This window comes from Brucella sp. MAB-22 (assembly GCF_025908475.1).
In the GTDB taxonomy this organism is placed as follows: domain Bacteria; phylum Pseudomonadota; class Alphaproteobacteria; order Rhizobiales; family Rhizobiaceae; genus Brucella; species Brucella anthropi.
In genome coordinates this window covers 1,362,794-1,386,940 of record NZ_CP109782.1, presented here as the reverse complement: position 1 = coordinate 1,386,940, position 24,147 = coordinate 1,362,794, and the positions used below count along the sequence as shown (strand labels likewise).

Sequence of the window (24,147 nt, the reverse complement as noted above, 5' to 3'; positions counted from 1 at the left end):
TTTGGATGCCCACCGTCCTTAAAACGCCAGAGCGTTGTTGATGACGGTCTGGTTTATCTTAACAGGATACTGCTTCTGCAATTCGCCGACGAGCTGTTCGAGAACATCATCCGAGAGCGATGTCGCCAGATATTTCTGCTGCTGTTCCGGAATAGCTTCCGGGCCAGCTCCGGCAGGTTCGGTCACTTCAACAACCTTGAACAGAATCTGGGCATCGTCCGAAGGTGCAGCAGCGCTACCGGTGAAACCATTCGCTCCCCGGAAGATCTGCGCCGCCGCTGCGGTTCCGATATCGGCATCGTTGGTCGTGCGGACAATACCACGCTTTGTCTGCTTTTCGACGCCCAGCTCTGTAGCGATTGCGTCGAGTGTCGCGCCGCCGTCGAGGCGTTTCTGCAACTCGTCTACGCGCTGGTTGAGGCGCTTGACTGCTTCTTCGCCCTTCCATGCCGCTGCAACCTTGTCCTTGACTTCGTCGAGCGTACGGTCGCGTGCCGGAGTTACACCGTCAACCTGATACCAGAGATAGCCGACATTGCCCATGGTCAGGGCGTCGTTGTCAAAACCCTGGTCGGCCTGGAAGGCAGCGGAAAGCAGCGCTTCGGAGTTTGGCAGCTGCACAGGATTACCAGAAGGATCGTTGCCCTCGGCGTCGACGGCTTCCACTGTGACGGACTTGAGGCTTAGCTTCTTTGCCACATCAGCCATGGATGCGCCGTCGGAACGGTCCTGCTCATAAGAGTCATGAATGCCGCTGATGCTGCTTGCTGCGATATTGTTGGCAAGCGTGGTGCGAATTTCGCCTTCAACTTCGGCTTGTGGTTTCACATGAGCCGGTTCGATCTGCGTCACGCGCAGGATAACCGGACCAAAGCCACCCTTCACCACCGGGCTCACGCCATTCTCTGCCAGTGCAAAAGCTGCGTCGGCAACGGCCTGATCAGGAATGGCGGATTTCTCAAACGTGCCAAGCTTCAGGTCGTCTTCTGTTTTGCCCTGTTCCTTGCCGATATCGATGAAGCTTGTTCCAGCGGCAATTTTCTGCTGGGCAGCTTCAGCTGCGGCATCATCGGCAAAGCTCAACTGCTCGATAGTACGCTTTTCGATCGTGCTGAAGCGGTCCTTGTTCTTTTCATAGTATTCGTTGATTTCGTCCTGCGTGACGGCAGACGGATCTGCAATATCAGCCGGCTCCAGCTTCACATAGGTTATTTTCCGGTACTCCGGTGCCTTATACTCGTCCTTGTGTGCGTCAAAATAGGTCTTGAGCGCATCTTCGGACGGGGCAGGGACAGCATCGGCCTTTTCAGCCTGAATGGTCACATAGTCAACGCTGCGGGTTTCACCTTGATATAGAGCCAGCGCCTTCAACGCTGTATTCGGAAGTTTGATGCCGTCCGTTGCAGCTTCCACGATCTGCTGGCGGCGAGCCACTTTCGCGCGGTTGTCGAGATAATCCTGTGCACGAATGCCAGATTGACGAAGCACTGCATCGAACTGCGCGCGATTGAAGTTGCCGCTTGCGTCATGGAAAGCCGGATCTTCACCGGTCAGTCGAGCAATTCCGTCCTTGGAAAGGCCGAGCTGCATGTTGCGCGCACCTTCATCCAGAACCACACCGGCTGCGAGCTGGGCGAGTACCTGATTTTCGACACCGAGCGTTTTTGCCTGTTCGCGCGTCAGACGCTGGCGAAACTGTTGAGACAAACGCATCATCTGCTGTTCATAGGCGAAACGATAATCAGTGGCGCTCACTTCGGAACCGCCAGCCGTCAAAGCGGCATTGCCTGACAGGCCGCCGCGAAAGACATCGGAGATGCCCCAGATCGCAAAGCTCAGTACAAGCAGGCCAAGCAGAAGTTTGGCGACCCAGGATTGAGCGGCAGAACGCAGGCTGTCGAGCATTGGAAACCCTTCAAGTATAAATCTAAGCTCGGCTTTCATAGATAGAGCCAGTCAGGGGATAACCTCAAGCCAGCCCTATATGCAAGGTCTCATTGCATGTAGGCACTCAAGAACATTTGCATTGCGGCACGAATACGCTTAGTCAGTGGCAAATTTTGGCGCTGGTCCGCTTTCAAGAGGTGACCGCGTCTACTGTTTTGAACAGGCGAGGAGAATGAAATGACTCCGGGAATCCGTCCGCTGGTTGCTGGCAACTGGAAGATGAATGGCACGGGAGAGTCCCTGACCGAATTGCGTGCGATTGCTGCCGGCCTGAGCTCCGATCTCGGCCGCAAGCTTGACGCCGTCATTTGTGTACCTGCGACGCTTCTTTCCCGCGCGGCGGAAACGCTTGAAGGCGAGACTGTTGGTCTCGGCGGTCAGGATGCTCACCATAAAGTGTCTGGCGCGCATACAGGCGATGTCTCTGCAGAAATGCTTAAGGAAGCGGGCGCTACGCATGTCATAATCGGTCATTCCGAACGCCGGACCGACCATCATGAAAGCAATGACACTGTTCGCGCCAAGACCGAGGCCGCATGGGCTGCCGGATTGATTGCAATCGTTTGCGTCGGCGAAACTGCCGATGAGCGCAAGGCGGAGCGTACTCTGGATGTAATCGGCAAGCAGCTTGCTGGCTCTTTGCCGGATGGCGTCAATGCCGCGAATACGATCATTGCTTACGAACCGGTTTGGGCAATCGGTACAGGGTTGACGCCAACAGTGCAGGACGTGCGTGCCGCTCATGCTTTCATGCGTGAGCAGCTAATTGAACGTTTCGGCACGAAAGGCGCACATCTTCGGCTGCTCTATGGCGGTTCGGTCAAGCCTTCAAACGCATTGGAATTGCTCGGCGTCGCGGATGTTGATGGTGCGCTTGTTGGTGGTGCGAGCTTGAAGGCGAACGATTTTCTCGCCATATGCGAAACCTATCGTAATTTGTAACCGGCACATCACGTCTGTCTATCTTGGTCTCGGGGCTTGGATTATCGGACAATAGCGTGTAAAGAGCCGCTCTAGTTTTAGGGATATAAAGACCGTAACCCATGCAGACCGTAATCATTGTCATTCATTTGTTGATCGTGCTGGCGCTTGTCGGCGTTGTGCTTATCCAGCGTTCTGAAGGCGGTGGCCTTGGCATTGGCGGTGGTTCGGGGTTCATGACGGCTCGCGGCGCAGCCAACGCACTGACCCGCACGACAGCCATTCTCGCGATCGGTTTCTTCGCGACCTCGCTTATTCTCGGCATCATGGCACGCTACGGCGAAAAGCCGACCGACATTCTCAACCGTATCCCGGCGGCAACCGGCAGTCAGTCAGCTCCGGCAGGCGGCAATGGCGGCGGTATCCTCAATCAGCTGGGTGGCGAGTCTTCGCGTCCTGACGCCAATCAGACTGCACCTGCAGCTCCAGGTGCTACAGCGCCGGCAACACAGCCCGACGCTACCCAGCCGCAGGCTCCGGTTGTTCCGGAAACCCCGGCCAACCCGGTTCCTAGCTCGCAGTAAAAAGGCCGAGCAAAGTGAACAGAATGCGAAACCGGCCCTTGTGGCCGGTTTTCTTTTTGTTAATCATGAGACTGCAAAGTGTTGCAGCTAGGCAATACGCTGCCGCGAATCGCATTGCAGAACGATGGCAGCGAATTGAGAACCGGATCGCTTTGCAGTAAGGAAAGCGAAAGTCTGGTCGCAATTAATGCGGCAGACATTTTTCCCTTGTGCTTGAATTTTCGGGAACCGAACATGTTTTCACGCCGTATTTTGATGGCAGGTATTGCAACTCTCTGCATCGGAGCGACCGCTCCTGCATTTGCAACTTCGCCGGTAAGCGCTGAAGCGCAGCTCAATGAAGCTGCTGCGTCTGTTCAGCAAGTTGCTCTCTCAAGCGATGCCAAGGCCAATCCTGAAAAGCCGAAGAAGAAAAAGGCTTCCAAGAGCGGCAATGCAGTTAAGGCCAATAAGTACAACATCGATCCGAAGTTCCGGGCGCAGGAAGTGGCTTTTACCGGCTATAAGCCTGGCACCATCGTGATCGACCCGAAGCAGCGTTTCCTTTACCTTGTTGAAACGTCGACGACTGCTCGCCGTTATGGCATCGCTGTCGGCAAGCAGGGATTGGAATTCAAGGGCACTGGAACAATCAACGCGAAGCGGGAGTGGCCGCGCTGGATTCCGACCAAGGAAATGATCGAGCGTGATCCGGCTCACTATGGTCGCTTCAAGAACGGTATGGATGGTGGTCCAGGCAACCCACTTGGTTCGCGCGCTCTGTACTTGTTTCAGGGCAACAAGGACACCTACATCCGCATTCATGGCACGGTACAGCCATGGACTATCGGTAGCTCGGCTTCCAACGGCTGCTTCCGCATGATCAATGAGGATGTGATGGATCTTTATGAGCGCGTCGGTCTGGGTACCGAAGTGGTTGTTCTCTGATCTGTAAATGACTATGTGAATGTGGCCGGGCTTATGGGCTCGGCCTTTTCTTTTGTGCCAATGGCTATTCTGACAGGTGGAAGCTGTGGATTTCGAGCTTCGACATGGCTTTATGTGAATAGGGGCGCTAGAGAGTACAGACGTATTCGCTCCGGGGTTTCTGGCTCCGGTTTTTCTTTGTGCAACGACGATTACCGCCTTGCTTCGGTGAAAAAACACTGCCGGGGTGCATTTTTTGGTGGCGGAATCAATCAAGAAAGTCTAACGAGATAAGCCCATGGCGCGATATGTATTCATCACTGGCGGCGTGGTTTCTTCCCTTGGAAAAGGCATAGCTGCCGCAGCACTGGCTGCACTCCTTCAGGCACGTGGTTACCGCGTGCGTATCCGTAAACTCGACCCTTATCTGAATGTCGATCCCGGCACGATGTCGCCTTACCAGCATGGTGAGGTGTTCGTCACTGACGATGGTGCCGAAACCGACCTTGATCTGGGCCATTACGAGCGGTTCACCGGTCGTCCTGCCAACCAGCAGGACAACATCACCACCGGCCGCATTTATCGGAATATCATCGAAAAGGAACGCCGCGGCGATTATCTCGGTGCGACGGTTCAGGTCATTCCGCATGTGACCGACGAGATCAAGAACTTCGTCCTTGAAGGCAACGAAGACTATGATTTCGTTCTTTGCGAAATCGGCGGCACGGTTGGCGACATCGAAGCCATGCCGTTCCTCGAAGCGATCCGTCAGCTTGGCAATGAACTGCCGCGCGGAACGGCAGTTTATATCCATCTGACCTTGATGCCGTATATTCCGGCAGCTGGTGAACTGAAGACCAAGCCGACCCAGCATTCGGTCAAGGAGCTGCGCTCTATCGGTATTGCTCCAGATATCCTTCTGGTCCGCGCCGATCGCGAGATTCCGGAATCAGAACGTCGCAAGCTGTCGTTGTTCTGTAATGTCCGCGAAAGCGCGGTCATTCAGGCGCTCGACGTAGCAACGATCTACGATGTGCCGATTGCCTACCATAAGGAAGGCCTTGATTCGGAAGTTCTGTCGGCATTCGGTATCGATCCGGCTCCGAAGCCCCGTATGGACCGCTGGGAAGAGGTCTCCAACCGCCTCCACAATCCAGAAGGCGAAGTGACCATCGCCATCGTCGGCAAATATACTGGCCTTAAAGATGCCTATAAGTCGCTGATCGAAGCGCTCTATCATGGTGGTCTTGCCAACAAGGTAAAAGTCAATCTCGACTGGATCGAGGCTGAAGTCTTCGAAAGCGAAGATCCGGCCCCATATCTGGAAAAGGTTCATGGCATTCTGGTGCCGGGCGGTTTCGGCGAACGTGGCGCGGAAGGCAAGATTCTTGCAGCGAAGTTCGCTCGTGAACGCAAGGTTCCTTACTTCGGTATCTGCTTTGGCATGCAAATGGCTTGCATTGAAGCAGCACGTAATCTCGTTGGTATCGAAAACGCATCTTCGACCGAGTTCGGTCCGACCAAGGAGCCGGTTGTTGGTCTCATGACCGAGTGGCTGAAGGGCAATATGCTCGAGAAGCGCGCTTCGGCTGGTGATCTTGGCGGTACAATGCGCCTTGGTGCATATGAAGCGGCGTTGAAGTCGGGCTCGAAGATTGCGGAAATCTACGGATCGACCGATATTTCCGAGCGCCATCGTCATCGCTATGAAGTCAATATCGACTACAAGGAACGTCTGGAATCTGCCGGACTGAACTTCGCAGGCATGTCACCGGATGGTGTTCTGCCGGAAACAGTCGAATATCCTGACCACCCTTGGTTCATCGGCGTTCAGTACCATCCTGAACTGAAGTCTCGACCGTTCGAACCGCATCCGCTGTTTGCTTCCTTCATTGAAGCGGCAATCGAGCAGAGCCGTCTGGTCTGAAAATCTAACGCGCCTTTCGGGGCGCGTTTTCATTTCTGCTTTCAGGCCGTGGTCTTGTTTTCGACCCACCTTTACGCCAGATAAGGTGCCTGCAAGGCACTCAATATCGAGGTTCACGTCATGGCGACTGCCAATTCATCCGTAAAAATCGGAAACGTTACTTTTTCAAACAGTGCGCCGTTTGCCCTGATAGCGGGCCCGTGCCAGATGGAAACGCGTGAACACGCCTTCGATATGGCGGGCCGTCTCAAGGAGATGACCGATAAGCTCGGCATCGGTCTTGTCTACAAGTCCAGCTTCGACAAGGCCAATCGCACATCCTTGAAGGCTGAGCGTGGTATAGGCCTCGAAAAGGCAATGGAAGTTTTTGCGGATCTCAAGAAGGAGTTCGGCTTTCCGGTGCTGACGGACATCCACACTGAAGAGCAGTGCGCCGCAGTTGCTCCTGTGGTCGATGTCCTGCAAATCCCGGCATTTCTCTGCCGCCAGACCGATCTGCTGATTGCTGCCGCCAAGACGGGACGTGTCGTGAATGTCAAGAAGGGTCAGTTTCTGGCGCCGTGGGACATGAAAAATGTTCTTTCCAAGATTACGGAAAGTGGCAATCCGAATGTGCTGGCGACCGAACGCGGTGTTTCGTTTGGCTATAATACGCTCGTTTCCGATATGCGTTCCTTGCCGATCATGGCAGGCCTTGGTTCACCGGTTGTGTTCGATGCGACTCATTCCGTACAGCAACCGGGCGGGCAAGGTGGTTCGTCGGGTGGTCAGCGCGAATTCGTTGAGACACTGGCACGCGCAGCTGTAGCCGTTGGCGTTGCCGGGCTCTTCATCGAAACGCATCAGGATCCGGACAATGCCCCATCCGATGGTCCGAATATGGTGCCGGTGGATAAAATGCCCGCGCTCCTCGAAAAGCTGATGGCTTTCGATCGTATCGCGAAAGGGCTTTAAACAGTTCTCGGAGAATTTAAAAAGGCGGGGGATTTTCCTCCGCCTTTTGTTTCGCTAAGCCATTCTCGCCGCTTTTTTGCGGTTAGGGCTTAAAAATTGGCCTGGTGCATAATCTTTTCTGAAATGTCTGCAAAGTTTCAGGATTATGCGCTAAGAAATGGCCGCATCGGATTTGTTAAGCGCCTCGCACATCTGGCGGGGCAATCTATAGGGAAGGACTGGTTCCTATGACTGCAATCATCGACATCGTCGGCCGCGAAATCCTCGACAGCCGCGGCAACCCGACCGTCGAAGTGGACGTTGTGCTTGAAGACGGCTCTTTCGGACGTGCTGCGGTTCCGTCTGGCGCATCGACTGGCGCGCATGAAGCTGTAGAATTGCGTGACGGTGGCAGCCGCTATCTCGGCAAGGGTGTGGAAAAGGCCGTCGAAGCTGTCAATGGCAAGATTTTTGACGCTATTGCGGGCATGGATGCGGAAAGCCAGCTGCTTATCGACCAGACGATGATCGAGCTTGACGGCTCGGCCAACAAGGGCAACATCGGTGCCAACGCAATTCTGGGTGTTTCGCTTGCAGTTGCCAAGGCTGCGGCTCAGGCAACCGGTCTCCCACTTTACCGCTACGTTGGTGGCGCAAATGCCCATGTTCTGCCGGTCCCCATGATGAATATCATCAATGGCGGTGCACATGCTGACAATCCGATTGATTTCCAGGAATTCATGATTCTGCCGGTGGGGGCTTCGTCCGTTCGTGAAGCTGTTCGTTATGGCTCGGAAGTTTTCCATACCCTCAAAAAGCGTCTGAAGGATGCCGGTCACAACACCAATGTTGGCGATGAAGGCGGCTTTGCTCCTAATCTGAAGAATGCCCAGGCTGCGCTCGACTTCATTATGGAATCGATCGAAAAGGCCGGTTTCAAGCCGGGTGAAGATATTGCTCTTGGCCTCGACTGCGCTGCGACCGAATTCTTCAAGGACGGTAATTACGTTTATGAAGGCGAGCGCAAGACGCGCGATCCAAAGGCTCAGGCCAAGTATCTCGCCAAGCTCGCCAGCGACTATCCTATCGTCACTATCGAAGATGGTATGGCTGAAGACGACTGGGAAGGTTGGAAGTACCTCACCGATCTTATTGGCGACAAGTGCCAACTCGTTGGTGACGACCTGTTCGTCACCAATTCCGCTCGTCTCCGTGACGGTATTCGTATGGGCGTTGCCAACTCGATTCTCGTCAAGGTCAACCAGATCGGATCGCTGTCTGAAACGCTCGACGCGGTCGAAACGGCTCACAAGGCTGGCTATACTGCCGTCATGTCGCATCGTTCAGGTGAAACCGAGGATTCGACGATTGCGGATCTCGCGGTTGCTACCAACTGTGGTCAGATCAAGACTGGCTCGCTGGCCCGTTCGGACCGTACGGCCAAGTACAATCAGCTTATCCGTATCGAGGAAGAACTTGGCAAGCAGGCCCGCTATGCAGGCCGCAACGCACTGAAGTTCCTCTGATTTTTCTCTGAGACTGATAAAGGCGGGCTTCGGTCCGCCTTTTTTCGTTTTCGCCCTATATGACTTCCAATGCTCGGCATTTGACCCAATGCAATTATATTGATATCAATGTTATTGCATTGGTGTTTGAGCTGATGAGGCAGCGGCTTGGAATTCAGATGATGAAGCCGTGGGGGAGTTAACAACGGGAGAGAGAAAATGGCTTATATCGAAGGATTTGTTGTCGCCGTCCCCAAGGCGAACAAGGAACTCTATCGCAAGCATGCCGCCGAAGCTGCTGTATTATTCAAGGAGTTTGGCGTGACGCGTATGGTCGAAGCATGGGGGGATGATGTGCCGGATGGCAAGGTCACCGATTTTCGACGTGCGGTTAAGGCTGAGGCCGACGAGGAGGTTGTTTTCTCCTGGTTCGAATATCCCGACAAGGCAACGCGCGACGCTGCAAATAGCAAAATGATGAGTGATCCGCGTATGAAGGCGATGGGTGACCAGATGCCATTCGACGGCAAGCGCATGATCATGGGCGGGTTTTCCACAATTGTAGACGTTTGATCCTGTCAAACATTTTATCAATCTGAATGAGCGGCTCGTCTTTATGGTGAGCCGTTCTCGATTCCTGACGGGTTTGAATGGTTTGCGCGAGGTTCACTTCTTCCAGCTGTTGCGAAAACTAGTCCCGACTGTTCCTGACATCGGTTCTTGGTAAATCTCTGTTAAGCAAAATAATGCTTGATGGTGGAATTCGGATTGATGCCCTTCGCAGGATTCGTAGTGGCACCGAATATCCGGGAAGGAAGCCGAAATGTGGACCAAGCAGAAGCGTAAATCGATCCGTGGGCGTTTTGTGTTGCCCATTCTGACGGCTGCATTTCTGAGTTACTTCGGCTTTCACGCCTATCACGGCGAATATGGTCTCTACTCCCGTATCCAGCTGGAAGAGCAGAAAAGTCTTCTGGCCAAGCAGCTCGAACAAGTGACGGCAGATCGGAACGCGCTCGAAAAACGAGTCACGCTTTTGCGCGACGGTTCCATCGAGAAGGATATGCTTGACGAGCAGGCACGCAGAGCGCTTAATCTCTCCCATCCCGATGAAGTGACAATTATCACCTCCAGGGAAGACCGTTCAAATTAACTGAAATCCGGTTAATTGTCTTTTTGTGATATGTTTTTAAGGGCTTGGCGACATAGCAGCTATGCTCTGGGCGCATATTGTATCTTGTGATATGCCCGTATAACGTCACAATAGAACGACAATTTAGGGAGCGAGATATGGCACCGAGGGCTAAAAAGTCGCCTGCTAGCAAAACGCAGGCGTCTTCTGTGACTGCACCCAAGGCACCTGCACCTGTGAACTTCGACAAGAAGCAGGAGCTGGACGCTTATCGCGAAATGCTGTTGATCCGGCGTTTCGAAGAAAAAGCCGGCCAGCTTTATGGCATGGGCTTCATTGGAGGCTTCTGCCACCTTTATATCGGCCAGGAGGCCGTGGTGGTCGGCATGCAGATGGCGCTGAAAGAAGGTGATCAGGTTATCACCGCCTATCGCGATCATGGTCATATGCTTGCAGCGGGCATGAGCGCGCGCGGCGTGATGGCTGAACTGACCGGACGTCGCAGTGGCCTTTCCAAGGGCAAGGGCGGCTCCATGCATATGTTCTCCAAAGAGAAGAACTTCTACGGCGGTCATGGTATCGTCGGTGCGCAGGTTTCGCTCGGCACAGGCCTTGCATTCGCGAATCGCTATCGCGACAACGACAATGTAACGCTGACCTATTTCGGCGATGGCGCTTCCAATCAGGGTCAGGTCTACGAAAGCTTCAACATGGCATCGCTGTGGAAGCTGCCTGTAGTCTACATCATCGAGAACAACCGCTACGCCATGGGCACATCGGTTTCGCGCTCGTCCGCAGAAACGGACTTCTCGAAGCGCGGTCTCTCTTTCAATATTCCGGGTATCCAAGTGGATGGCATGGACGTTCGTGCGGTCAAGGCTGCTGCCGATCTGGCCGTGGAATGGACGCGTTCCGGCAAGGGGCCGATCATTCTCGACATGCAGACCTACCGTTACCGCGGTCACTCCATGTCGGACCCGGCAAAGTATCGCTCGAAGGAAGAAGTGCAGAAGATGCGCTCCGAGCATGATCCGATCGAGCAGGTCAAGCAGCGTCTGATCGACAAGGGTTGGGCAACCGAGGAAGAGCTGAAGGAAATCGACAAGGATGTCCGCGACATTGTCGCTGATTCTGCTGATTTCGCTCAAAACGATCCGGAGCCGGATGCATCCGAGCTCTACACGGATATTCTGCTCTAATTCCAGGAAGGTGTTGTCATGCCCGTAGAAATTCTCATGCCCGCACTTTCCCCAACCATGGAAGAGGGCAAGCTCTCCAAATGGCTGAAGAAAGAAGGCGACAAGGTTACGTCCGGCGATGTGATCGCCGAAATTGAAACCGACAAGGCGACGATGGAAGTCGAAGCTGTCGATGAAGGCACGATCGGCAAAATTCTTGTCGATGAAGGCACCGAAGGCGTGAAGGTCAATACGCCGATTGCCGTGCTTCTCGGTGACGGTGAAAGCGCTTCCGATATCGGTTCTGCTCCGGCGGCCAAAGCCGAGGCACCATCGAGCGAAGCCAAGGAAGAGCCAAAAGCCGAAGAGAAGAAGGCTGATTCTGTTCCGGCTGCTCCAAAGGCTCCAGCACTCGAAGTCGCGTCCGACCCGGACATTCCGGCTGGCACCGAAATGGTTTCTACGACCGTTCGTGAAGCGCTTCGTGATGCGATGGCCGAAGAAATGCGCCGCGACCCGAGCGTTTTCGTTATGGGTGAAGAAGTTGCCGAATATCAAGGCGCTTACAAGGTAACGCAGGGACTTCTCGACGAATTCGGTTCCAAGCGCGTTGTCGATACCCCGATCACCGAACATGGTTTCGCCGGTGTAGGTGTAGGGGCTGCTTTTGCAGGTCTGCGTCCGATCGTTGAATTCATGACCTTCAACTTTGCCATGCAGGCAATCGACCAGATCGTGAACTCTGCTGCCAAGACGCTTTATATGTCCGGCGGACAGATGGGCGCTCCGATGGTCTTCCGTGGTCCGTCCGGTGCGGCTGCGCGTGTTGCTGCCCAGCACTCGCAATGCTATGCGGCCTGGTACAGCCACATTCCGGGTCTCAAGGTCGTCATGCCGTACACGGCAGCCGACGCCAAAGGCTTGCTGAAGGCTGCCATTCGCGATCCGAATCCAGTGATCTTCCTCGAAAACGAAATCCTGTACGGTCATCATTTCGATGTACCAAAACTTGACGATTTCGTGCTGCCGATTGGCAAGGCTCGCATTCACAAGCAGGGCAAGGACGCCACCATTGTTTCGTTCGGTATCGGCATGACCTACGCCGTCAAGGCGGCTGAAGAGCTGGCCCAGCAGGGTATCGATGTTGAAATCATCGATCTGCGCACGATCCGCCCGATGGATATTCCAACTGTAGTCGAATCGGTCAAGAAGACTGGCCGACTTGTGACTGTGGAAGAAGGTTTCCCGCAGTCGTCCGTTGGTACGGAAATCGCCACCCGCGTCATGCAGCAGGCTTTCGATTATCTCGATGCGCCGATCCTGACCATCGCTGGTAAGGATGTTCCGATGCCTTATGCGGCAAATCTGGAAAAGCTGGCGCTGCCGACTGTCGCCGAAGTGGTCGAAGCGGTGAAAGCCGTTACCTATACCGCGTAACGAAAGGGTCTGGACATGCCGATCAATATCACCATGCCAGCGCTTTCTCCGACGATGGAAGAAGGCAACCTGTCGAAATGGCTGGTCAAGGAAGGCGACAAGATCGCTCCTGGCGATGTTATTGCTGAAATCGAGACCGACAAGGCCACGATGGAAGTGGAAGCTGTAGACGAAGGCACGATTGCCAAGCTCGTGGTTCCCGCTGGCTCCGAAGGCGTCAAGGTCAATGCGCTGATCGCTATCCTCGCCGAAGAAGGCGAGGACGTGGCGGCTGCAGCAAAGGGCGCGGCTTCTGCTCCGAAGACAGAAGCAAAGGTCGAGGCTCCCAAGGAAGAGCCGAAGCCAGCTGCAGCTCCTGCAGCGGTGCCTGCACCAGCCAAGGCAGAGCAGCCCGCTGCTGCGAATAAGGGTGACCGCGTGTTTGCGTCGCCGCTTGCACGCCGTATCGCCAAGGAATCCGGTGTCGATATCGCCGCTGTGAAGGGTACCGGTCCGCACGGCCGTGTCGTTCAGCGCGATGTGGAAGCTGCTCTGGCTTCCGGTGGTGCCAAGGCTGCTGCGCCGAAGGCGGAAGCTGCCTCTGCTGCCGCACCGAAGCCGATGTCGGATGAAACCGTTCTCAAGCTCTTTGAGGAAGGCACCTACGAGATCGTTCCTCACGATGGTATGCGCAAAACCATTGCCCGCCGTCTGGTGGAATCGAAGCAGACTGTTCCGCATTTCTATCTGACGATTGATTGCGAACTGGATGCACTTCTGGCTCTGCGTTCGCAGATCAATGCAGCTGCACCGATGATCAAGACTGAAAAGGGTGAGGTTCCGGCCTACAAGCTTTCTGTCAACGATCTGGTGATCAAGGCTGTCGCTCTTGCACTGCGTGACATTCCTGAAGCCAATGTCTCCTGGACTGAAGGCGGTATGGTCAAGCACAAGCGTGCTGATGTCGGCGTTGCAGTCTCCATTCCGGGCGGTCTGATTACACCAATCGTGCGTCAATCGGACTCGAAGACGCTGTCCGCTATCTCCAATGAGATGAAGGACCTTGCCAAGCGTGCGCGTGATCGCAAGCTGAAGCCTGAAGAATATCAGGGCGGTTCGACCTCCGTGTCCAACCTTGGCATGTTTGGCGTGAAGGACTTTGCCGCGATCATCAATCCGCCGCATGCGACCATTTTCGCAATCGGCGCAGGTGAACAGCGTGCAGTGGTCAAGAACGGTGAAATCAAGGTTGCGACCGTTATGTCTGTAACCCTTTCAACTGATCACCGTGCCGTCGACGGCGCGTTGGCTGCTGAACTTGCTCAGGCCTTCAAGCGTCACATCGAAAACCCGATGGGTATGCTGGTCTGATTGATCAACTTCAAGGGCGTCGCGTTCTGCTGAACTCGACGCCTGAGGTTTTTGAATGGCTGGACAACCGAATCTACGCCCGGCTGAACGCCGTGAAGCCGCAGAGATCGCCATTCTTGTCGATATCTCTTCGCACGGTTTTGCGTCATGGCTCTGGTACGGGGCCGTTCTTGACGGGCGAACCGAAACGGCCATGGAACGCGGTCGGCAATATATGCGCGCTGACGGGAGCGAAGGCTGGCAGAGCGTGACCATAGCCGAATGGGCCGGCGATATTGCCGGGCTTTCCATCGGCTTCACTGTGGACGAAAGTATCAACGATCTGCCTGAAAAACATCCGGTTACGGATCAGCTGATCGCGATGCAGCGCAAGGTCATTGGCAACCGTTTTATAGATAGTGTTGGCGTTTATCGGGAGTTTCGCGGCAAAGGTATTGGCCGTGCACTCGTCGCCAACGAGATCGACCTGGCGTACCGGAACGGTAATCCGGCAATCAGCCTGATAACCGAAAGCCACAATGATGTGGCGCTTTCCCTTTACGGCGCCCATGGTTTCAAGGAAATTGAGCGGCTCGAAGCGATAGAACGCATTGGGCAGGACAAAAGACACGACTGGGTGCTGCTCACCCGAGAAGTGAACTGAGCAAAGGCAGGACAATATGGCCGACATTTACGACGTTATTGTTATCGGCTCGGGCCCGGGTGGCTATGTTACCGCAATCCGCGCTGCGCAGCTTGGCCTGAAGACGGCTATCGTTGAGCGTGAACATCTGGGTGGCATTTGCCTCAACTGGGGCTGTATTCCGACCAAGGCGCTTTTGCGCTCGGCTGAAATCCTGCATTTTGGCGAACACGCCAAGGATTACGGCCTGAAGCTGGAAGGAACGATCATACCTGATGTGACGGCTGTGGTACAGCGGTCGCGCGGTGTGTCCGCACGTCTTAATGGCGGCGTCGGCTTCCTGATGAAGAAGAACAAGATCGACGTGATCTGGGGCGAGGCAAAGCTTGTAAAGGCTGCTTCGGGCAACAATCCGGTTGAGATTTCGGTCGGCAAGTCGTCAAAGCAGCCGATGCAGCCGCAGAACCCTGTTCCGAAGGGCGTTCTGGGCGAGGGCACCTACAAGGCGAAGCATGTTATCGTCGCCACTGGCGCACGTCCGCGCTCTTTGCCGGGTATTGAGCCGGATGGCAAGCTGATCTGGACCTATTTCGAAGCAATGGTTCCGCAGGAACTGCCGAAGTCCATGCTGGTTATGGGGTCGGGTGCTATCGGTATCGAGTTTGCCTCTTTCTACAACGACATGGGCGTTGACGTGACGGTCGTGGAATTGATGCCGCAGATCATGCCGGTTGAAGATGCGGAGATTTCCGCACTCGCGCGCAAACAGCTTGAAAAGCGTGGCCTGAAGATCATTACCGATGCCAAGGTTACCAAGGTCGAGAAGGGGGTAAATAATGTGACCGCCCATATCGAGACCAAGGACGGCAAGACACAGTCGTTGACTGTGGACCGTATGATCTCGGCAGTTGGCGTTCAGGGTAATATCGAAAATCTTGGCCTTGAAGCACTCGGTGTGAAAACAGACCGTGGATGCGTCGTCATTGATGGATATGGCAAGACCAACGTTGCTGGCATCTATGCTATCGGCGACGTTGCCGGTCCGCCAATGCTAGCACACAAGGCCGAGCATGAAGGCGTTATCTGCATCGAGAAGATTGCAGGTCTTCCGAATGTTCACCCGCTCGAAAAGAACATGATTCCGGGCTGCACCTATTGTAATCCGCAGGTCGCTTCCGTTGGTCTGACCGAAGCAAAGGCCAAGGAAAAGGGCTACGATATCCGCGTTGGTCGCTATTCGTTTGCTGCAAATGGCAAGGCGATTGCGCTCGGTGAAGATCAGGGACTGGTTAAGACCATCTTCGACAAGAAGACGGGACAGCTGCTTGGTGCTCATATGGTCGGTGCTGAAGTGACTGAACTCATCCAGGGTTTCGTGATCGCCATGAACCTTGAAACGACTGAGGAAGAGCTGATGCATTCGGTCTTCCCGCACCCGACCCTTTCCGAGATGATGAAGGAAAGCGTTCTGGATGCGTACGGTCGTGTGCTGAACGCATAATACGGAGGGACGCTCATTCCGCTGATCGAGAACGGAGGGCAATGGCGGCGTGCCGCCTGGCCGATCATTAAGTGGTGTACTGTTGGAGGATTGGTGCTGGGGTTTGCAGCAGGCACCTTGAGTGTTCTTGGCGGCAACACCATATCGGTCAACGGAATGGCCATAACTGGTTGGTATGGGGTCTGGGTACTCACATTGGCGCTCGGCGCTGCAGGCTTGGTATTTGGCCTGATATGGGCATTAGTTTTCCGGGCTCTTGGACTGGCGGCGCGGCGATGAGTAGCAAATCGCTCAAGTTGACAGGGTTGAAGGCAGGGATTAGGACCGAACCGAATTTGGGAACATTTCAGGTCCATTCATGAAAATGCTTCGGATAGGCAGGAAAAAGCATGGTTACAGTTCTCGATCTGGTGAACCAAGGCAAGCGTGAGCGGCATCCCGAGAAGGCGCATCGTCCGGACAATGTTGTCCTGAAGAAGCCCGAGTGGATTCGTGTCAAGGCTCCTGTCTCACGCGGCTACAGCGAAACGCGCGATATCGTTCGCTCAAACAAGCTGGTTACGGTTTGCGAAGAGGCAGGTTGCCCGAACATCGGCGAGTGCTGGGAAAAGAAGCACGCGACCTTCATGATCATGGGCGAGATCTGCACGCGTGCTTGTGCTTTCTGTAACGTCTCGACCGGTATCCCGACTGCGCTCGATCCGAACGAACCCGAGAATGTTGCCAAGGCCGTCAAGCAGATGGGTCTGACGCATGTGGTTATAACATCGGTGGATCGCGACGATCTTGCCGATGGTGGTGCGCAGCATTTTGCTGAGGTCATTCAGGCGATCCGCGAAGCTACTCCTGCTACCACGATTGAAATCCTGACGCCGGATTTCCTGCGCAAGGAAGGTGCTCTCGAAGTCGTGGTCAGGGCTCGCCCGGACGTGTTCAACCACAATCTGGAAACTGTGCCGTCGCGTTATCTGAAGGTTCGTCCTGGCGCTCGTTATTTCCATTCGATCCGCCTGCTGCAGCGCGTCAAGGAACTGGACCCAACCATTTTCACCAAATCCGGTATCATGGTCGGTCTTGGCGAGGAGCGGAATGAAATCCTTCAGTTGATGGACGATCTGCGTTCGGCTGACGTGGATTTTATGACCATCGGCCAATATCTCCAGCCGACCCGCAAGCATCATCCTGTCATTCGCTTCGTGACACCCGACGAATTCAAGTCGTTCGAGACGATTGGTCGGACGAAGGGCTTCCTGCTGGTTGCATCCAGTCCGCTGACGCGTTCATCGCATCACGCTGGCGACGATTTCGCGAAGCTGAGAGCCGCGCGTGAGGCGCAGATCTCTGCACGGGCCTAAGACAGGAAATGCCGCAGTTTACGACCGTCAGGCGGGTACATCACCGGGCAGAGCAAATGTTCGGTCTCGTTGCGGATGTCGAGAAATATCCGCAGTTTCTGCCAATGTGCGAGGCCTTGTCTGTTCGCTCCCGCAAGGAGCGTGACGGTAAGGCTCTTCTCATTGCCGACATGACAGTTGGTTACAAGCTTATCCGTGAGACATTCACCAGTCAGGTGCTGCTGAAGCCCGAGGAAAACGTCATTGATGTAAAATATCTCGACGGGCCGTTTCGCTATCTCGACAACCGCTGGACCTTCAAGCCGGTAGGAGACGGAAGTGAGTGCGATGTCGAATTTTTCATCGATTATGAGTTCAAGAGCCGTACCCTCGGTCTTCTCATGGGAACGATGTTCGATCTCGCTTTCAAAAAATTTTCCGAAGCGTTTGAGAAGCGGGCCGATCAGATATACGGATTAACCTGAGAAAAGCCCTGGTTTTCCGGGGCCCTCATTTTCTTCTTTTCACGCACATCTTATCTGAAAACCGTTTCACACTTTTCAGGATGTGCTTTTACTGCGCCGTATAGCCGCCATCGACTAGTATGGATGCTCCCGTGACGAAGGAAGATTCGTCGCTTGCCAGAAAAAGCACGACGCTGGCTACTTCTTCGGCGCGACCGAGACGACCTATAGGATGCAGGGCTACTAGAGCCTGTTTCTTGTCGTCGGGTATATCCTTGAGAAGCGGCGTATCGATATAGCCGGGACAAACCGCGTTCACCCGGATGTTCTGCGCACCGTAATCAATGGCAAGTGTCTGCGTCAGAAGTTTTACGCCGCCCTTTGCAGCCGCATAGGCGGTGACGCCGGATTTCCCGACATGACTGTGAATGGAGCCGCAATTCACGATCACTCCGCCGCCCTGTGAGCGCATCTGGTCAATCGCGTATTTATCGCAAAGATAGACACCGGTAAGGTTGATATCGATGGTTTTCTGCCATGCAGTTTCATCCAGCTCGTCTATCGGGCCATCTGCGGCGATGCCTGCATTGGCGAACATGATGTCGAGGCGACCATAAGTTTCGACGGTTTTTGCAATCAACGCCTGCACGGCTTTCGTATCGGTTACATCGGTTTTGACGAATATTGCCCGTTCGGTGCCGCCTGCAAGCTCGTTGGCCAGTTGCTGGCCATGCTCCGAATAATCCGCGATAACGACATTCGCTCCCTCGCTAACAAAAGCCCGAACAGTCGCTTCACCGATACCGCTCGCCCCACCTGTAACGATTGCCACCTTACCACCGAAACGCATCGCCATGTTCTCCTTGTCTGATCAAAGACAAGGATAGGGCACGACGAATAAAAGTATATGCTTCAGACTATCGAAGGTTTTCCAGAACGAGGTCCAGTGCGGCGAGAACCGTCGCGTGGCGAATTTCGGCTCTGGCTTTTGGACCGAAATGGTATTCGCGATGAAGGGGCGGGTGGCCTTTTCGTGCCGATGCGATGTGCACGAGACCGACAGGTTTTTCATCGGAACCGCCACCTGGCCCCGCAACGCCCGTAACCGCCACCGTTACACCGGCGCGGGAGCGAGAAAGTGCCCCTTCAGCCATGGAAAGCGCCACTTCTTTCGAGACAGCGCCAACGCGATTGATCAATTCCATCGGAACACCGATCATTTCGGCTTTCGCTTCGTTGGAATAAGTAACGAAGCCGCGATCCACGACATCGGACGAACCGGCGATGTCGGTCAGACATCCAGCTATTAGCCCGCCTGTGCAAGACTCGGCCATCGCGATCATTACACCGGCCTTGCGGCAGGCTTCCAGTACGGCAATAGCTTTGTCTTCTGCGATGAGCGCGCTCATTCGGGAACCTCGCCGGGATAGATGACGGTTGCCGTTGCAATGGCAGCGATACCTTCACGGCGTCCGACGAAGCCCAGCTTTTCATTGGTCGTCGCTTTGATGGAAACGCGATCGGCGGCAATTCCCAGCATGTCGCAAAGAGCTTCCGTCATTGCTGCACGATGTGGGCCGATCTTCGGTGCTTCGCTGATAAAGGTCACGTCGACATTGGCGATACGACCGCCAGCTTCACGCACGATATTGGCAGCATGTTCGATAAAGATGCGGGAAGCAGCGCCTTTCCATTGTGGGTCGGAAGGCGGGAAATGCGTGCCGATATCGCCCGCTCCTCGCGTCGCAAGCAGGGCGTCGGTCAGTGCATGAAGTCCAACATCGGCGTCTGAATGGCCATTGAGTTTCGCTTCGTGGGGAATTTTCACACCGCACAGCGTCACATGATCGCCGGGTTCAAAGGAATGGACGTCATAACCATTGCCAGTACGAATGTCGGGAAACGAGACGTGGTCTTGCCGCAGGCGCTTGTCAGCCATTTCGATATCCTTTGCCCAGGTAAGCTTGGTATTGTCCGCCGATCCTTCGATGATGCGGACAGCGATGCTTTGCCATTCGGCAATGGCAGCATCGTCCGTGAAATCAGAGCGACTGATCGCGAAGGCCTTTTCATGTGCATCAAGGATTGGCGTATAGGGAAATGCTTGGGGGGTCTGTGCAGCAAAAAGACCAACGCGAGGCACCGTCGTTTTTACTGTTCCGTCTGTGGCTGACTGTTTCAGAGTGTCCGAAACTGCCAGAGCCGGTAGAACGCCTTCATCAGGCGCGAGATTTTCGACGATACGCTTCAGTAAATCCTGACTGACAAACGGTCTCACACCATCATGGATCATGACATATTGCGGTGCATAATCTCGCAATGCGAGGAGACCAAGGCGCGTTGATTCCTGCCGGGTAGCGCCGCCATTCACGACGAGAATGGTGTCGTAGTTTTCCTGGAGGGCGCGTTCGTAAAGCACATGGTCGTCAGGATGAATGACGACAACGATGCTATCAACCAGCGGGCAGTCGATAAAAGCGCGCAAAGTGCGGGCAAGTACGGCTTCGCCACCGATACGCCGGTATTGTTTCGGCCCTTCGATGCTCTGCCCGGCTCGCTCTCCGCGGCCAGCTGCCACAATGACTGCTGCTATCTTTGAAATGGTTGTCGCCTCTGCCAAAGGTTGCATCTGTTCAAATTTGCCTTTTCAAGCCGAATAATGCCTTGTGCAGATAAATGCCAGACGGCAATTGATTTATCGTGATTTTGCGCGCGCTTTTCCTTGCGTTGAAAATTGAGACTGATTAATGTATGTGCTAATTGCACTATGCACATCAAATAGGCATTTATTGGTGAGTTTTCTCGATCAACCTTTGACCATTGGCGGTGTGGCCCTTGCCAATCGCGTTTTCCTCGCGCCGATGTCCGGCGTTTCGGACCTTCCGTTCCGCAGGCGTGCCGCAGAGGCTGGCGCTGGCATGGTCGTGTCTGAAATGGTCGCCAGCGCCGAACTCTGTAACCGTCACAAGGAAAGCCTTCTGCGCCTCTCAGGCGAGGGGCTTGGAACGCATGTCGTGCAGCTCGCGGGACGAGAAGCACACTGGATGGGCGAGGCGGCCAGGATCGCCGAAGGTGAAGGCGCTGATATCATCGATATCAATATGGGGTGTCCGGCCAAGAAAGTGACGGGCGGTTATTCGGGGTCTGCGCTGATGCGCGATCTCGATCACGCAATGACCCTCGTCGAGGCCACAGTTAACGCGGTCCGCGTTCCGGTCACACTCAAGATGCGGCTGGGATGGGACGAGAAAAGTATCAACGCACCTGAACTTGCAAGGCGCGCTGAAGGCGCCGGTATCGCCATGGTGACGGTCCATGGGCGCACGCGTTGTCAGTTCTATGAAGGTAAAGCGGACTGGAATGCAATTCGCGCCGTCCGGGATGCAGTCAGGATTCCTCTGATTGCCAACGGAGACGTGGCGTGTCGACATGATGCGGAGGAAATTTTGCGCCGTTCCGGAGCGGATGCCGTGATGGTCGGGCGTGCTTCTTATGGACAGCCATGGCTGGCCGGGGCAATTGCTGGAAGCGATCTTGCCCCACAGTCACGAAGTGAAATTCTTGATTATATTATAAAGCACTACGAAGATATGCTCGAGCATTATGGAAGTACGACGGGCATCCGTCATTCGCGCAAACATCTCGGCTGGTATCTTGATCGTCATGCTGGCGCTGCATGTACGCCAATCGAGAAAGCAGAAGTCATGACCCTGACCGACCGAAAAGCCGTCATCGATGCCTTGCGTCGTATATTCATGCGCGAAGTTCCTGAAACCGCGCTCAAAGAGGTTGCCTGATGCGCGAGAGAACCGAAACGAACGGTATTCCGTCTGTTGTACTCGATGCGATCAGCCAACCGGTTATCATGGTTAGCGCCGAAAATTATATCGCCTATGCCAATCTGGACGCGGAACAGTTCTTTCGTTCCGGTTCGTCCATTCTGGCGCGCAACCGGCTGGAATCCTTTCTGCCCTTTGGCAGCCCACTTCTGGCACTCGTCGATCAGGTTCGCACCAGTCAGATGCCGGTGAACGAATATCGCGTCGATGTCTCGTCGCCGCGTCTTGGGGCAGAGCGCATCGTTGATGTTTACGTAGCGCCTGTAGCGGAGCTGCCGGGAGCTGTGGTCATCCTCTTCAAGGAAAAGACGATGGCTGAAAAGATAGACCGCCAGATGACGCATCGAGGTGCTGCGCGGTCCGTGACCGGGCTTGCCTCAATGCTGGCCCATGAAATCAAAAACCCTTTATCCGGTATCCGCGGTGCGGCACAATTGCTGGAGCAGGTTGTCAGCGATGAAGATCGAGCGCTTGCGCGCCTCATTACCGACGAAACGGATCGGATTGTTTCACTGGTTGACCGCATGGAAGTTTTCTCGGACGAGCGTCCCATCGAGCGCTCTGCGGTTAACATTCACGCGGTTCTGGATCATGTGAAGGCGATTGCGAAGAACGGGTTCGCACGGAAGATCCGCTTTGTGGAAGATTATGATCCTTCTCTCCCGCCGGTTTTCGCCAATCGTGACCAGCTCGTGCAGATCTTTCTCAATCTCCTGAAGAATGCCTCGGAAGCCATAGGCGATCGTGAGGGCGGCGAGATTGTCCTGTCCACGGCTTATCGTCCAGGTATTCGTCTGCAGGTGCCGGGCGCGCGGGATAGGGTGGCCCTGCCTCTCGAATTCTGTGTACACGATAACGGACCCGGTGTGCCGCAGGATATGCTGCCGCATTTGTTCGATCCCTTCGTGACCACGAAGACCAATGGTTCGGGGCTGGGACTGGCACTCGTTGCGAAGATCATTGGTGATCATGGCGGTATTATCGAATGTGACAGCCATCCTACGCGCACGACTTTCCGCGTTCTGATGCCCGCATGGAAAAATACTGAACTGGCAGCTGGAAATACTGGAGACAACGCATGATCGCAGGACGTCCGACGGGAACCATATTGGTGGCGGATGACGATGCAGCCATTCGGACCGTGCTGAACCAGGCATTGTCGCGAGCAGGTTATGATGTGCGCGTGACTTCCAATGCTGCCTCGCTCTGGCGATGGGTGGCGGCAGGTGACGGTGACCTTGTCATTACCGACGTCAATATGCCGGACGAGAATGCCTTTGATCTTCTGCCGCGCATCAAGAAGATGCGTCCCGACCTGCCGGTTGTGGTGATGAGCGCGCAGAACACATTCATGACGGCAATTAGGGCATCCGAGGCGGGAGCCTACGAATATCTGCCGAAGCCATTCGATTTGACGGAACTCATTAATATCGTCGGTCGTGCGCTGTCTGAACCAAAACACAAACCCATTGCCGCTCTATCGGATGAGCAGGCAGATAACATGCCGCTGGTGGGCCGTTCGCCTGCGATGCAGGAAATATACCGGGTACTGGCGCGCATGATGCAGACGGATTTGACCGTGATGGTTACGGGTGAATCCGGTACGGGCAAGGAACTGGTTGCGAGCGCCCTGCATGAATATGGGCGTCGTCGAAAAGGACCGTTTGTAGCCATTAACATGGCAGCAATTCCGCGCGATCTGATCGAGTCGGAACTGTTCGGACACGAAAAAGGCGCTTTTACCGGCGCGCAAAACCGTTCGAGCGGTCGCTTCGAGCAGGCGAATGGTGGAACACTGTTTCTCGACGAAATCGGCGATATGCCGATGGAAGCACAAACCCGACTTTTGCGTGTGCTGCAACAGGGCGAATATATGACAGTCGGCGGACGCACGCCGATCAAGACCGATGTGCGCATCGTTGCAGCAACCAACAAGGATTTGCGGCAGTTGATTGCACAAGGACTTTTCCGCGAAGACCTTTATTATCGGCTGAACGTCGTGCCTCTGCGCTTGCCGCCGCTTCGCGAGCGCAGCGAGGATGTGGCCGATCTCGTGCGCCATTTTTTCAAGCGGGCTGCCGAAGAAGGTCTGCCCGAAAAACGTATCAGCACTGCTGGCCTGGAAATGATGCGCCGGTACCCATGGCCTGGAAATGTGCGTGAGCTGGAAAATCTCGTGCGAAGACTTGCGGCGCTTTATCCGCAAGAGGAAATCTCGCCGGAGATCATCGAAACCGAATTGAAGTCTGAACTGGCCAAGCCGGATATCGTTCCCGCCGGTGGTGGCGATATGGAGAACATTTCCATATCGCAGGCTGTCGAGCAGAATATGCAGCGTTACTTCGCGTCATTCGGTGCCGATTTGCCGCCTCCAGGTCTCTACCATCGGGTTCTGGCGGAACTGGAATATCCCTTGATCCTTGCCTGTCTTACGGCAACACGTGGAAATCAAATCAAGGCGGCAGACCTTCTGGGATTAAATCGGAACACGCTGCGCAAGAAAATTCGTGAGCTCGGGGTCAATATATATCGCGGAAACAAGGGAAACTAAGCGGTAGTTGGGCGCT

General features: G+C 54.7%; 23 protein-coding genes. 19 read left to right on the top strand and 4 right to left on the bottom strand.

The window, feature by feature from the left end; translation table 11 throughout:
• Positions 1–18 precede the first annotated feature (18 nt).
• The gene (locus tag OHI65_RS16210) at positions 19–1,905 is read right to left on the bottom strand and encodes a peptidyl-prolyl cis-trans isomerase (RefSeq protein WP_125300209.1); all 1,887 of its coding nucleotides are present in this window, start codon (positions 1,903–1,905) and stop codon (positions 19–21) included.
• 219 nt (positions 1,906–2,124) lie between these two features.
• Here OHI65_RS16210 and tpiA point away from each other — a divergent pair, with 219 nt between their 5' ends.
• The 16 genes from tpiA to OHI65_RS16130 all read left to right on the top strand — a co-directional run bounded on the left by tpiA (position 2,125) and on the right by OHI65_RS16130 (position 17,762).
• The gene (tpiA, locus tag OHI65_RS16205) at positions 2,125–2,889 is read left to right on the top strand and encodes a triose-phosphate isomerase (RefSeq protein WP_012091967.1); all 765 of its coding nucleotides are present in this window, start codon (positions 2,125–2,127) and stop codon (positions 2,887–2,889) included.
• 101 nt (positions 2,890–2,990) lie between these two features.
• Positions 2,991–3,452 (top strand): preprotein translocase subunit SecG, encoded by a 462-nt coding sequence (gene secG, locus OHI65_RS16200; RefSeq protein ID WP_010659999.1) that lies wholly within the window; start codon positions 2,991–2,993, stop codon positions 3,450–3,452.
• Between the two features lie 234 nt (positions 3,453–3,686).
• Positions 3,687–4,379 carry a L,D-transpeptidase gene (locus OHI65_RS16195; protein ID WP_010660000.1) on the top strand — a complete coding sequence of 231 codons (693 nt, stop codon included), beginning with the start codon at positions 3,687–3,689 and terminating at the stop codon, positions 4,377–4,379.
• A gap of 277 nt (positions 4,380–4,656) precedes the next feature.
• On the top strand, positions 4,657–6,285 hold the full coding sequence (locus OHI65_RS16190) for a CTP synthase (RefSeq protein ID WP_010660001.1): 1,629 nt from the start codon (positions 4,657–4,659) through the stop codon (positions 6,283–6,285).
• Between the two features lie 120 nt (positions 6,286–6,405).
• The gene (kdsA, locus tag OHI65_RS16185) at positions 6,406–7,239 is read left to right on the top strand and encodes a 3-deoxy-8-phosphooctulonate synthase (RefSeq protein WP_010660002.1); all 834 of its coding nucleotides are present in this window, start codon (positions 6,406–6,408) and stop codon (positions 7,237–7,239) included.
• Positions 7,240–7,466: 227 nt separating this feature from the next.
• Positions 7,467–8,744 (top strand): phosphopyruvate hydratase, encoded by a 1,278-nt coding sequence (eno, locus tag OHI65_RS16180; protein ID WP_012091969.1) that lies wholly within the window; start codon positions 7,467–7,469, stop codon positions 8,742–8,744.
• A gap of 198 nt (positions 8,745–8,942) precedes the next feature.
• Positions 8,943–9,296 (top strand): DUF1428 domain-containing protein, encoded by a 354-nt coding sequence (locus tag OHI65_RS16175; protein ID WP_010660004.1) that lies wholly within the window; start codon positions 8,943–8,945, stop codon positions 9,294–9,296.
• A gap of 250 nt (positions 9,297–9,546) precedes the next feature.
• Positions 9,547–9,876, top strand: coding sequence for an FtsB family cell division protein (locus tag OHI65_RS16170; protein ID WP_010660005.1), 330 nt, complete (start codon positions 9,547–9,549; stop codon positions 9,874–9,876).
• Positions 9,877–10,013: 137 nt separating this feature from the next.
• Complete coding sequence (gene pdhA, locus OHI65_RS16165; protein ID WP_012091970.1) at positions 10,014–11,054, top strand: pyruvate dehydrogenase (acetyl-transferring) E1 component subunit alpha; 1,041 nt, start codon at positions 10,014–10,016, stop codon at positions 11,052–11,054.
• Between the two features lie 18 nt (positions 11,055–11,072).
• Positions 11,073–12,470, top strand: a complete 1,398-nt coding sequence (locus tag OHI65_RS16160) for a pyruvate dehydrogenase complex E1 component subunit beta (RefSeq protein ID WP_125300210.1) — start codon at positions 11,073–11,075, stop codon at positions 12,468–12,470.
• A 15-nt stretch (positions 12,471–12,485) separates the two neighbouring features.
• Complete coding sequence (locus OHI65_RS16155; protein ID WP_125300211.1) at positions 12,486–13,820, top strand: pyruvate dehydrogenase complex dihydrolipoamide acetyltransferase; 1,335 nt, start codon at positions 12,486–12,488, stop codon at positions 13,818–13,820.
• A gap of 55 nt (positions 13,821–13,875) precedes the next feature.
• Positions 13,876–14,463, top strand: coding sequence for a GNAT family N-acetyltransferase (locus OHI65_RS16150; protein WP_012091973.1), 588 nt, complete (start codon positions 13,876–13,878; stop codon positions 14,461–14,463).
• Between the two features lie 16 nt (positions 14,464–14,479).
• Positions 14,480–15,943, top strand: a complete 1,464-nt coding sequence (gene lpdA / locus OHI65_RS16145) for a dihydrolipoyl dehydrogenase (protein WP_125300212.1) — start codon at positions 14,480–14,482, stop codon at positions 15,941–15,943.
• A 93-nt stretch (positions 15,944–16,036) separates the two neighbouring features.
• Positions 16,037–16,222: a hypothetical protein gene (locus tag OHI65_RS16140; RefSeq protein ID WP_012091975.1), complete on the top strand. Its 186-nt coding sequence runs from the start codon at positions 16,037–16,039 to the stop codon at positions 16,220–16,222.
• 110 nt (positions 16,223–16,332) lie between these two features.
• The gene (gene lipA / locus OHI65_RS16135; RefSeq protein WP_012091976.1) at positions 16,333–17,298 is read left to right on the top strand and encodes a lipoyl synthase; all 966 of its coding nucleotides are present in this window, start codon (positions 16,333–16,335) and stop codon (positions 17,296–17,298) included.
• A gap of 8 nt (positions 17,299–17,306) precedes the next feature.
• Entirely contained in the window at positions 17,307–17,762 is a 456-nt protein-coding gene (locus OHI65_RS16130) for a type II toxin-antitoxin system RatA family toxin (RefSeq protein ID WP_010660013.1), read from the top strand.
• A gap of 88 nt (positions 17,763–17,850) precedes the next feature.
• On the opposite strand, the gene OHI65_RS16125 is transcribed toward OHI65_RS16130, so the two are convergent.
• The 3 genes from OHI65_RS16125 to OHI65_RS16115 all read right to left on the bottom strand — a co-directional run bounded on the left by OHI65_RS16125 (position 17,851) and on the right by OHI65_RS16115 (position 20,370).
• Positions 17,851–18,591 (bottom strand): SDR family NAD(P)-dependent oxidoreductase, encoded by a 741-nt coding sequence (locus tag OHI65_RS16125; RefSeq protein WP_125300386.1) that lies wholly within the window; start codon positions 18,589–18,591, stop codon positions 17,851–17,853.
• Between the two features lie 67 nt (positions 18,592–18,658).
• The gene (locus OHI65_RS16120; RefSeq protein ID WP_125300213.1) at positions 18,659–19,150 is read right to left on the bottom strand and encodes a CinA family protein; all 492 of its coding nucleotides are present in this window, start codon (positions 19,148–19,150) and stop codon (positions 18,659–18,661) included.
• Complete coding sequence (locus OHI65_RS16115) at positions 19,147–20,370, bottom strand: bifunctional 2-C-methyl-D-erythritol 4-phosphate cytidylyltransferase/2-C-methyl-D-erythritol 2,4-cyclodiphosphate synthase (protein ID WP_125300214.1); 1,224 nt, start codon at positions 20,368–20,370, stop codon at positions 19,147–19,149. Before OHI65_RS16115 ends, OHI65_RS16120 begins: the two co-directional genes overlap by 4 nt.
• A 163-nt stretch (positions 20,371–20,533) precedes the next feature.
• Between OHI65_RS16115 and dusB the strand changes: the two genes are divergently transcribed.
• The 3 genes from dusB to ntrC are packed head-to-tail and all read left to right on the top strand — an operon-like array spanning position 20,534 to position 24,131.
• Entirely contained in the window at positions 20,534–21,538 is a 1,005-nt protein-coding gene (gene dusB / locus OHI65_RS16110; RefSeq protein ID WP_185755993.1) for a tRNA dihydrouridine synthase DusB, read from the top strand.
• Entirely contained in the window at positions 21,538–22,662 is a 1,125-nt protein-coding gene (locus tag OHI65_RS16105) for a two-component system sensor histidine kinase NtrB (RefSeq protein WP_125300216.1), read from the top strand. Before dusB ends, OHI65_RS16105 begins: the two co-directional genes overlap by 1 nt.
• Positions 22,659–24,131: a nitrogen regulation protein NR(I) gene (gene ntrC / locus OHI65_RS16100; protein ID WP_012091982.1), complete on the top strand. Its 1,473-nt coding sequence runs from the start codon at positions 22,659–22,661 to the stop codon at positions 24,129–24,131. The genes OHI65_RS16105 and ntrC overlap by 4 nt, the downstream gene beginning before the upstream one ends.
• Positions 24,132–24,147 lie beyond the last annotated feature (16 nt).

Bases quoted from the DNA above. Each gene is read 5' to 3' on its own strand.
- OHI65_RS16210 (WP_125300209.1), bottom strand. From the start codon at position 1,905: ATGCTCGACAGCCTGCGTTCTGCCGCTCAATCCTGGGTCGCCAAACTT.
- tpiA (WP_012091967.1), top strand. From the start codon at position 2,125: ATGACTCCGGGAATCCGTCCGCTGGTTGCTGGCAACTGGAAGATGAAT.
- secG (WP_010659999.1), top strand. From the start codon at position 2,991: ATGCAGACCGTAATCATTGTCATTCATTTGTTGATCGTGCTGGCGCTT.
- OHI65_RS16195 (WP_010660000.1), top strand. From the start codon at position 3,687: ATGTTTTCACGCCGTATTTTGATGGCAGGTATTGCAACTCTCTGCATC.
- OHI65_RS16190 (WP_010660001.1), top strand. From the start codon at position 4,657: ATGGCGCGATATGTATTCATCACTGGCGGCGTGGTTTCTTCCCTTGGA.
- kdsA (WP_010660002.1), top strand. From the start codon at position 6,406: ATGGCGACTGCCAATTCATCCGTAAAAATCGGAAACGTTACTTTTTCA.
- eno (WP_012091969.1), top strand. From the start codon at position 7,467: ATGACTGCAATCATCGACATCGTCGGCCGCGAAATCCTCGACAGCCGC.
- OHI65_RS16175 (WP_010660004.1), top strand. From the start codon at position 8,943: ATGGCTTATATCGAAGGATTTGTTGTCGCCGTCCCCAAGGCGAACAAG.
- OHI65_RS16170 (WP_010660005.1), top strand. From the start codon at position 9,547: ATGTGGACCAAGCAGAAGCGTAAATCGATCCGTGGGCGTTTTGTGTTG.
- pdhA (WP_012091970.1), top strand. From the start codon at position 10,014: ATGGCACCGAGGGCTAAAAAGTCGCCTGCTAGCAAAACGCAGGCGTCT.
- OHI65_RS16160 (WP_125300210.1), top strand. From the start codon at position 11,073: ATGCCCGTAGAAATTCTCATGCCCGCACTTTCCCCAACCATGGAAGAG.
- OHI65_RS16155 (WP_125300211.1), top strand. From the start codon at position 12,486: ATGCCGATCAATATCACCATGCCAGCGCTTTCTCCGACGATGGAAGAA.
- OHI65_RS16150 (WP_012091973.1), top strand. From the start codon at position 13,876: ATGGCTGGACAACCGAATCTACGCCCGGCTGAACGCCGTGAAGCCGCA.
- lpdA (WP_125300212.1), top strand. From the start codon at position 14,480: ATGGCCGACATTTACGACGTTATTGTTATCGGCTCGGGCCCGGGTGGC.
- lipA (WP_012091976.1), top strand. From the start codon at position 16,333: ATGGTTACAGTTCTCGATCTGGTGAACCAAGGCAAGCGTGAGCGGCAT.
- OHI65_RS16130 (WP_010660013.1), top strand. From the start codon at position 17,307: ATGCCGCAGTTTACGACCGTCAGGCGGGTACATCACCGGGCAGAGCAA.
- OHI65_RS16125 (WP_125300386.1), bottom strand. From the start codon at position 18,591: ATGCGTTTCGGTGGTAAGGTGGCAATCGTTACAGGTGGGGCGAGCGGT.
- OHI65_RS16120 (WP_125300213.1), bottom strand. From the start codon at position 19,150: ATGAGCGCGCTCATCGCAGAAGACAAAGCTATTGCCGTACTGGAAGCC.
- OHI65_RS16115 (WP_125300214.1), bottom strand. From the start codon at position 20,370: ATGCAACCTTTGGCAGAGGCGACAACCATTTCAAAGATAGCAGCAGTC.
- OHI65_RS16105 (WP_125300216.1), top strand. From the start codon at position 21,538: ATGCGCGAGAGAACCGAAACGAACGGTATTCCGTCTGTTGTACTCGAT.
- ntrC (WP_012091982.1), top strand. From the start codon at position 22,659: ATGATCGCAGGACGTCCGACGGGAACCATATTGGTGGCGGATGACGAT.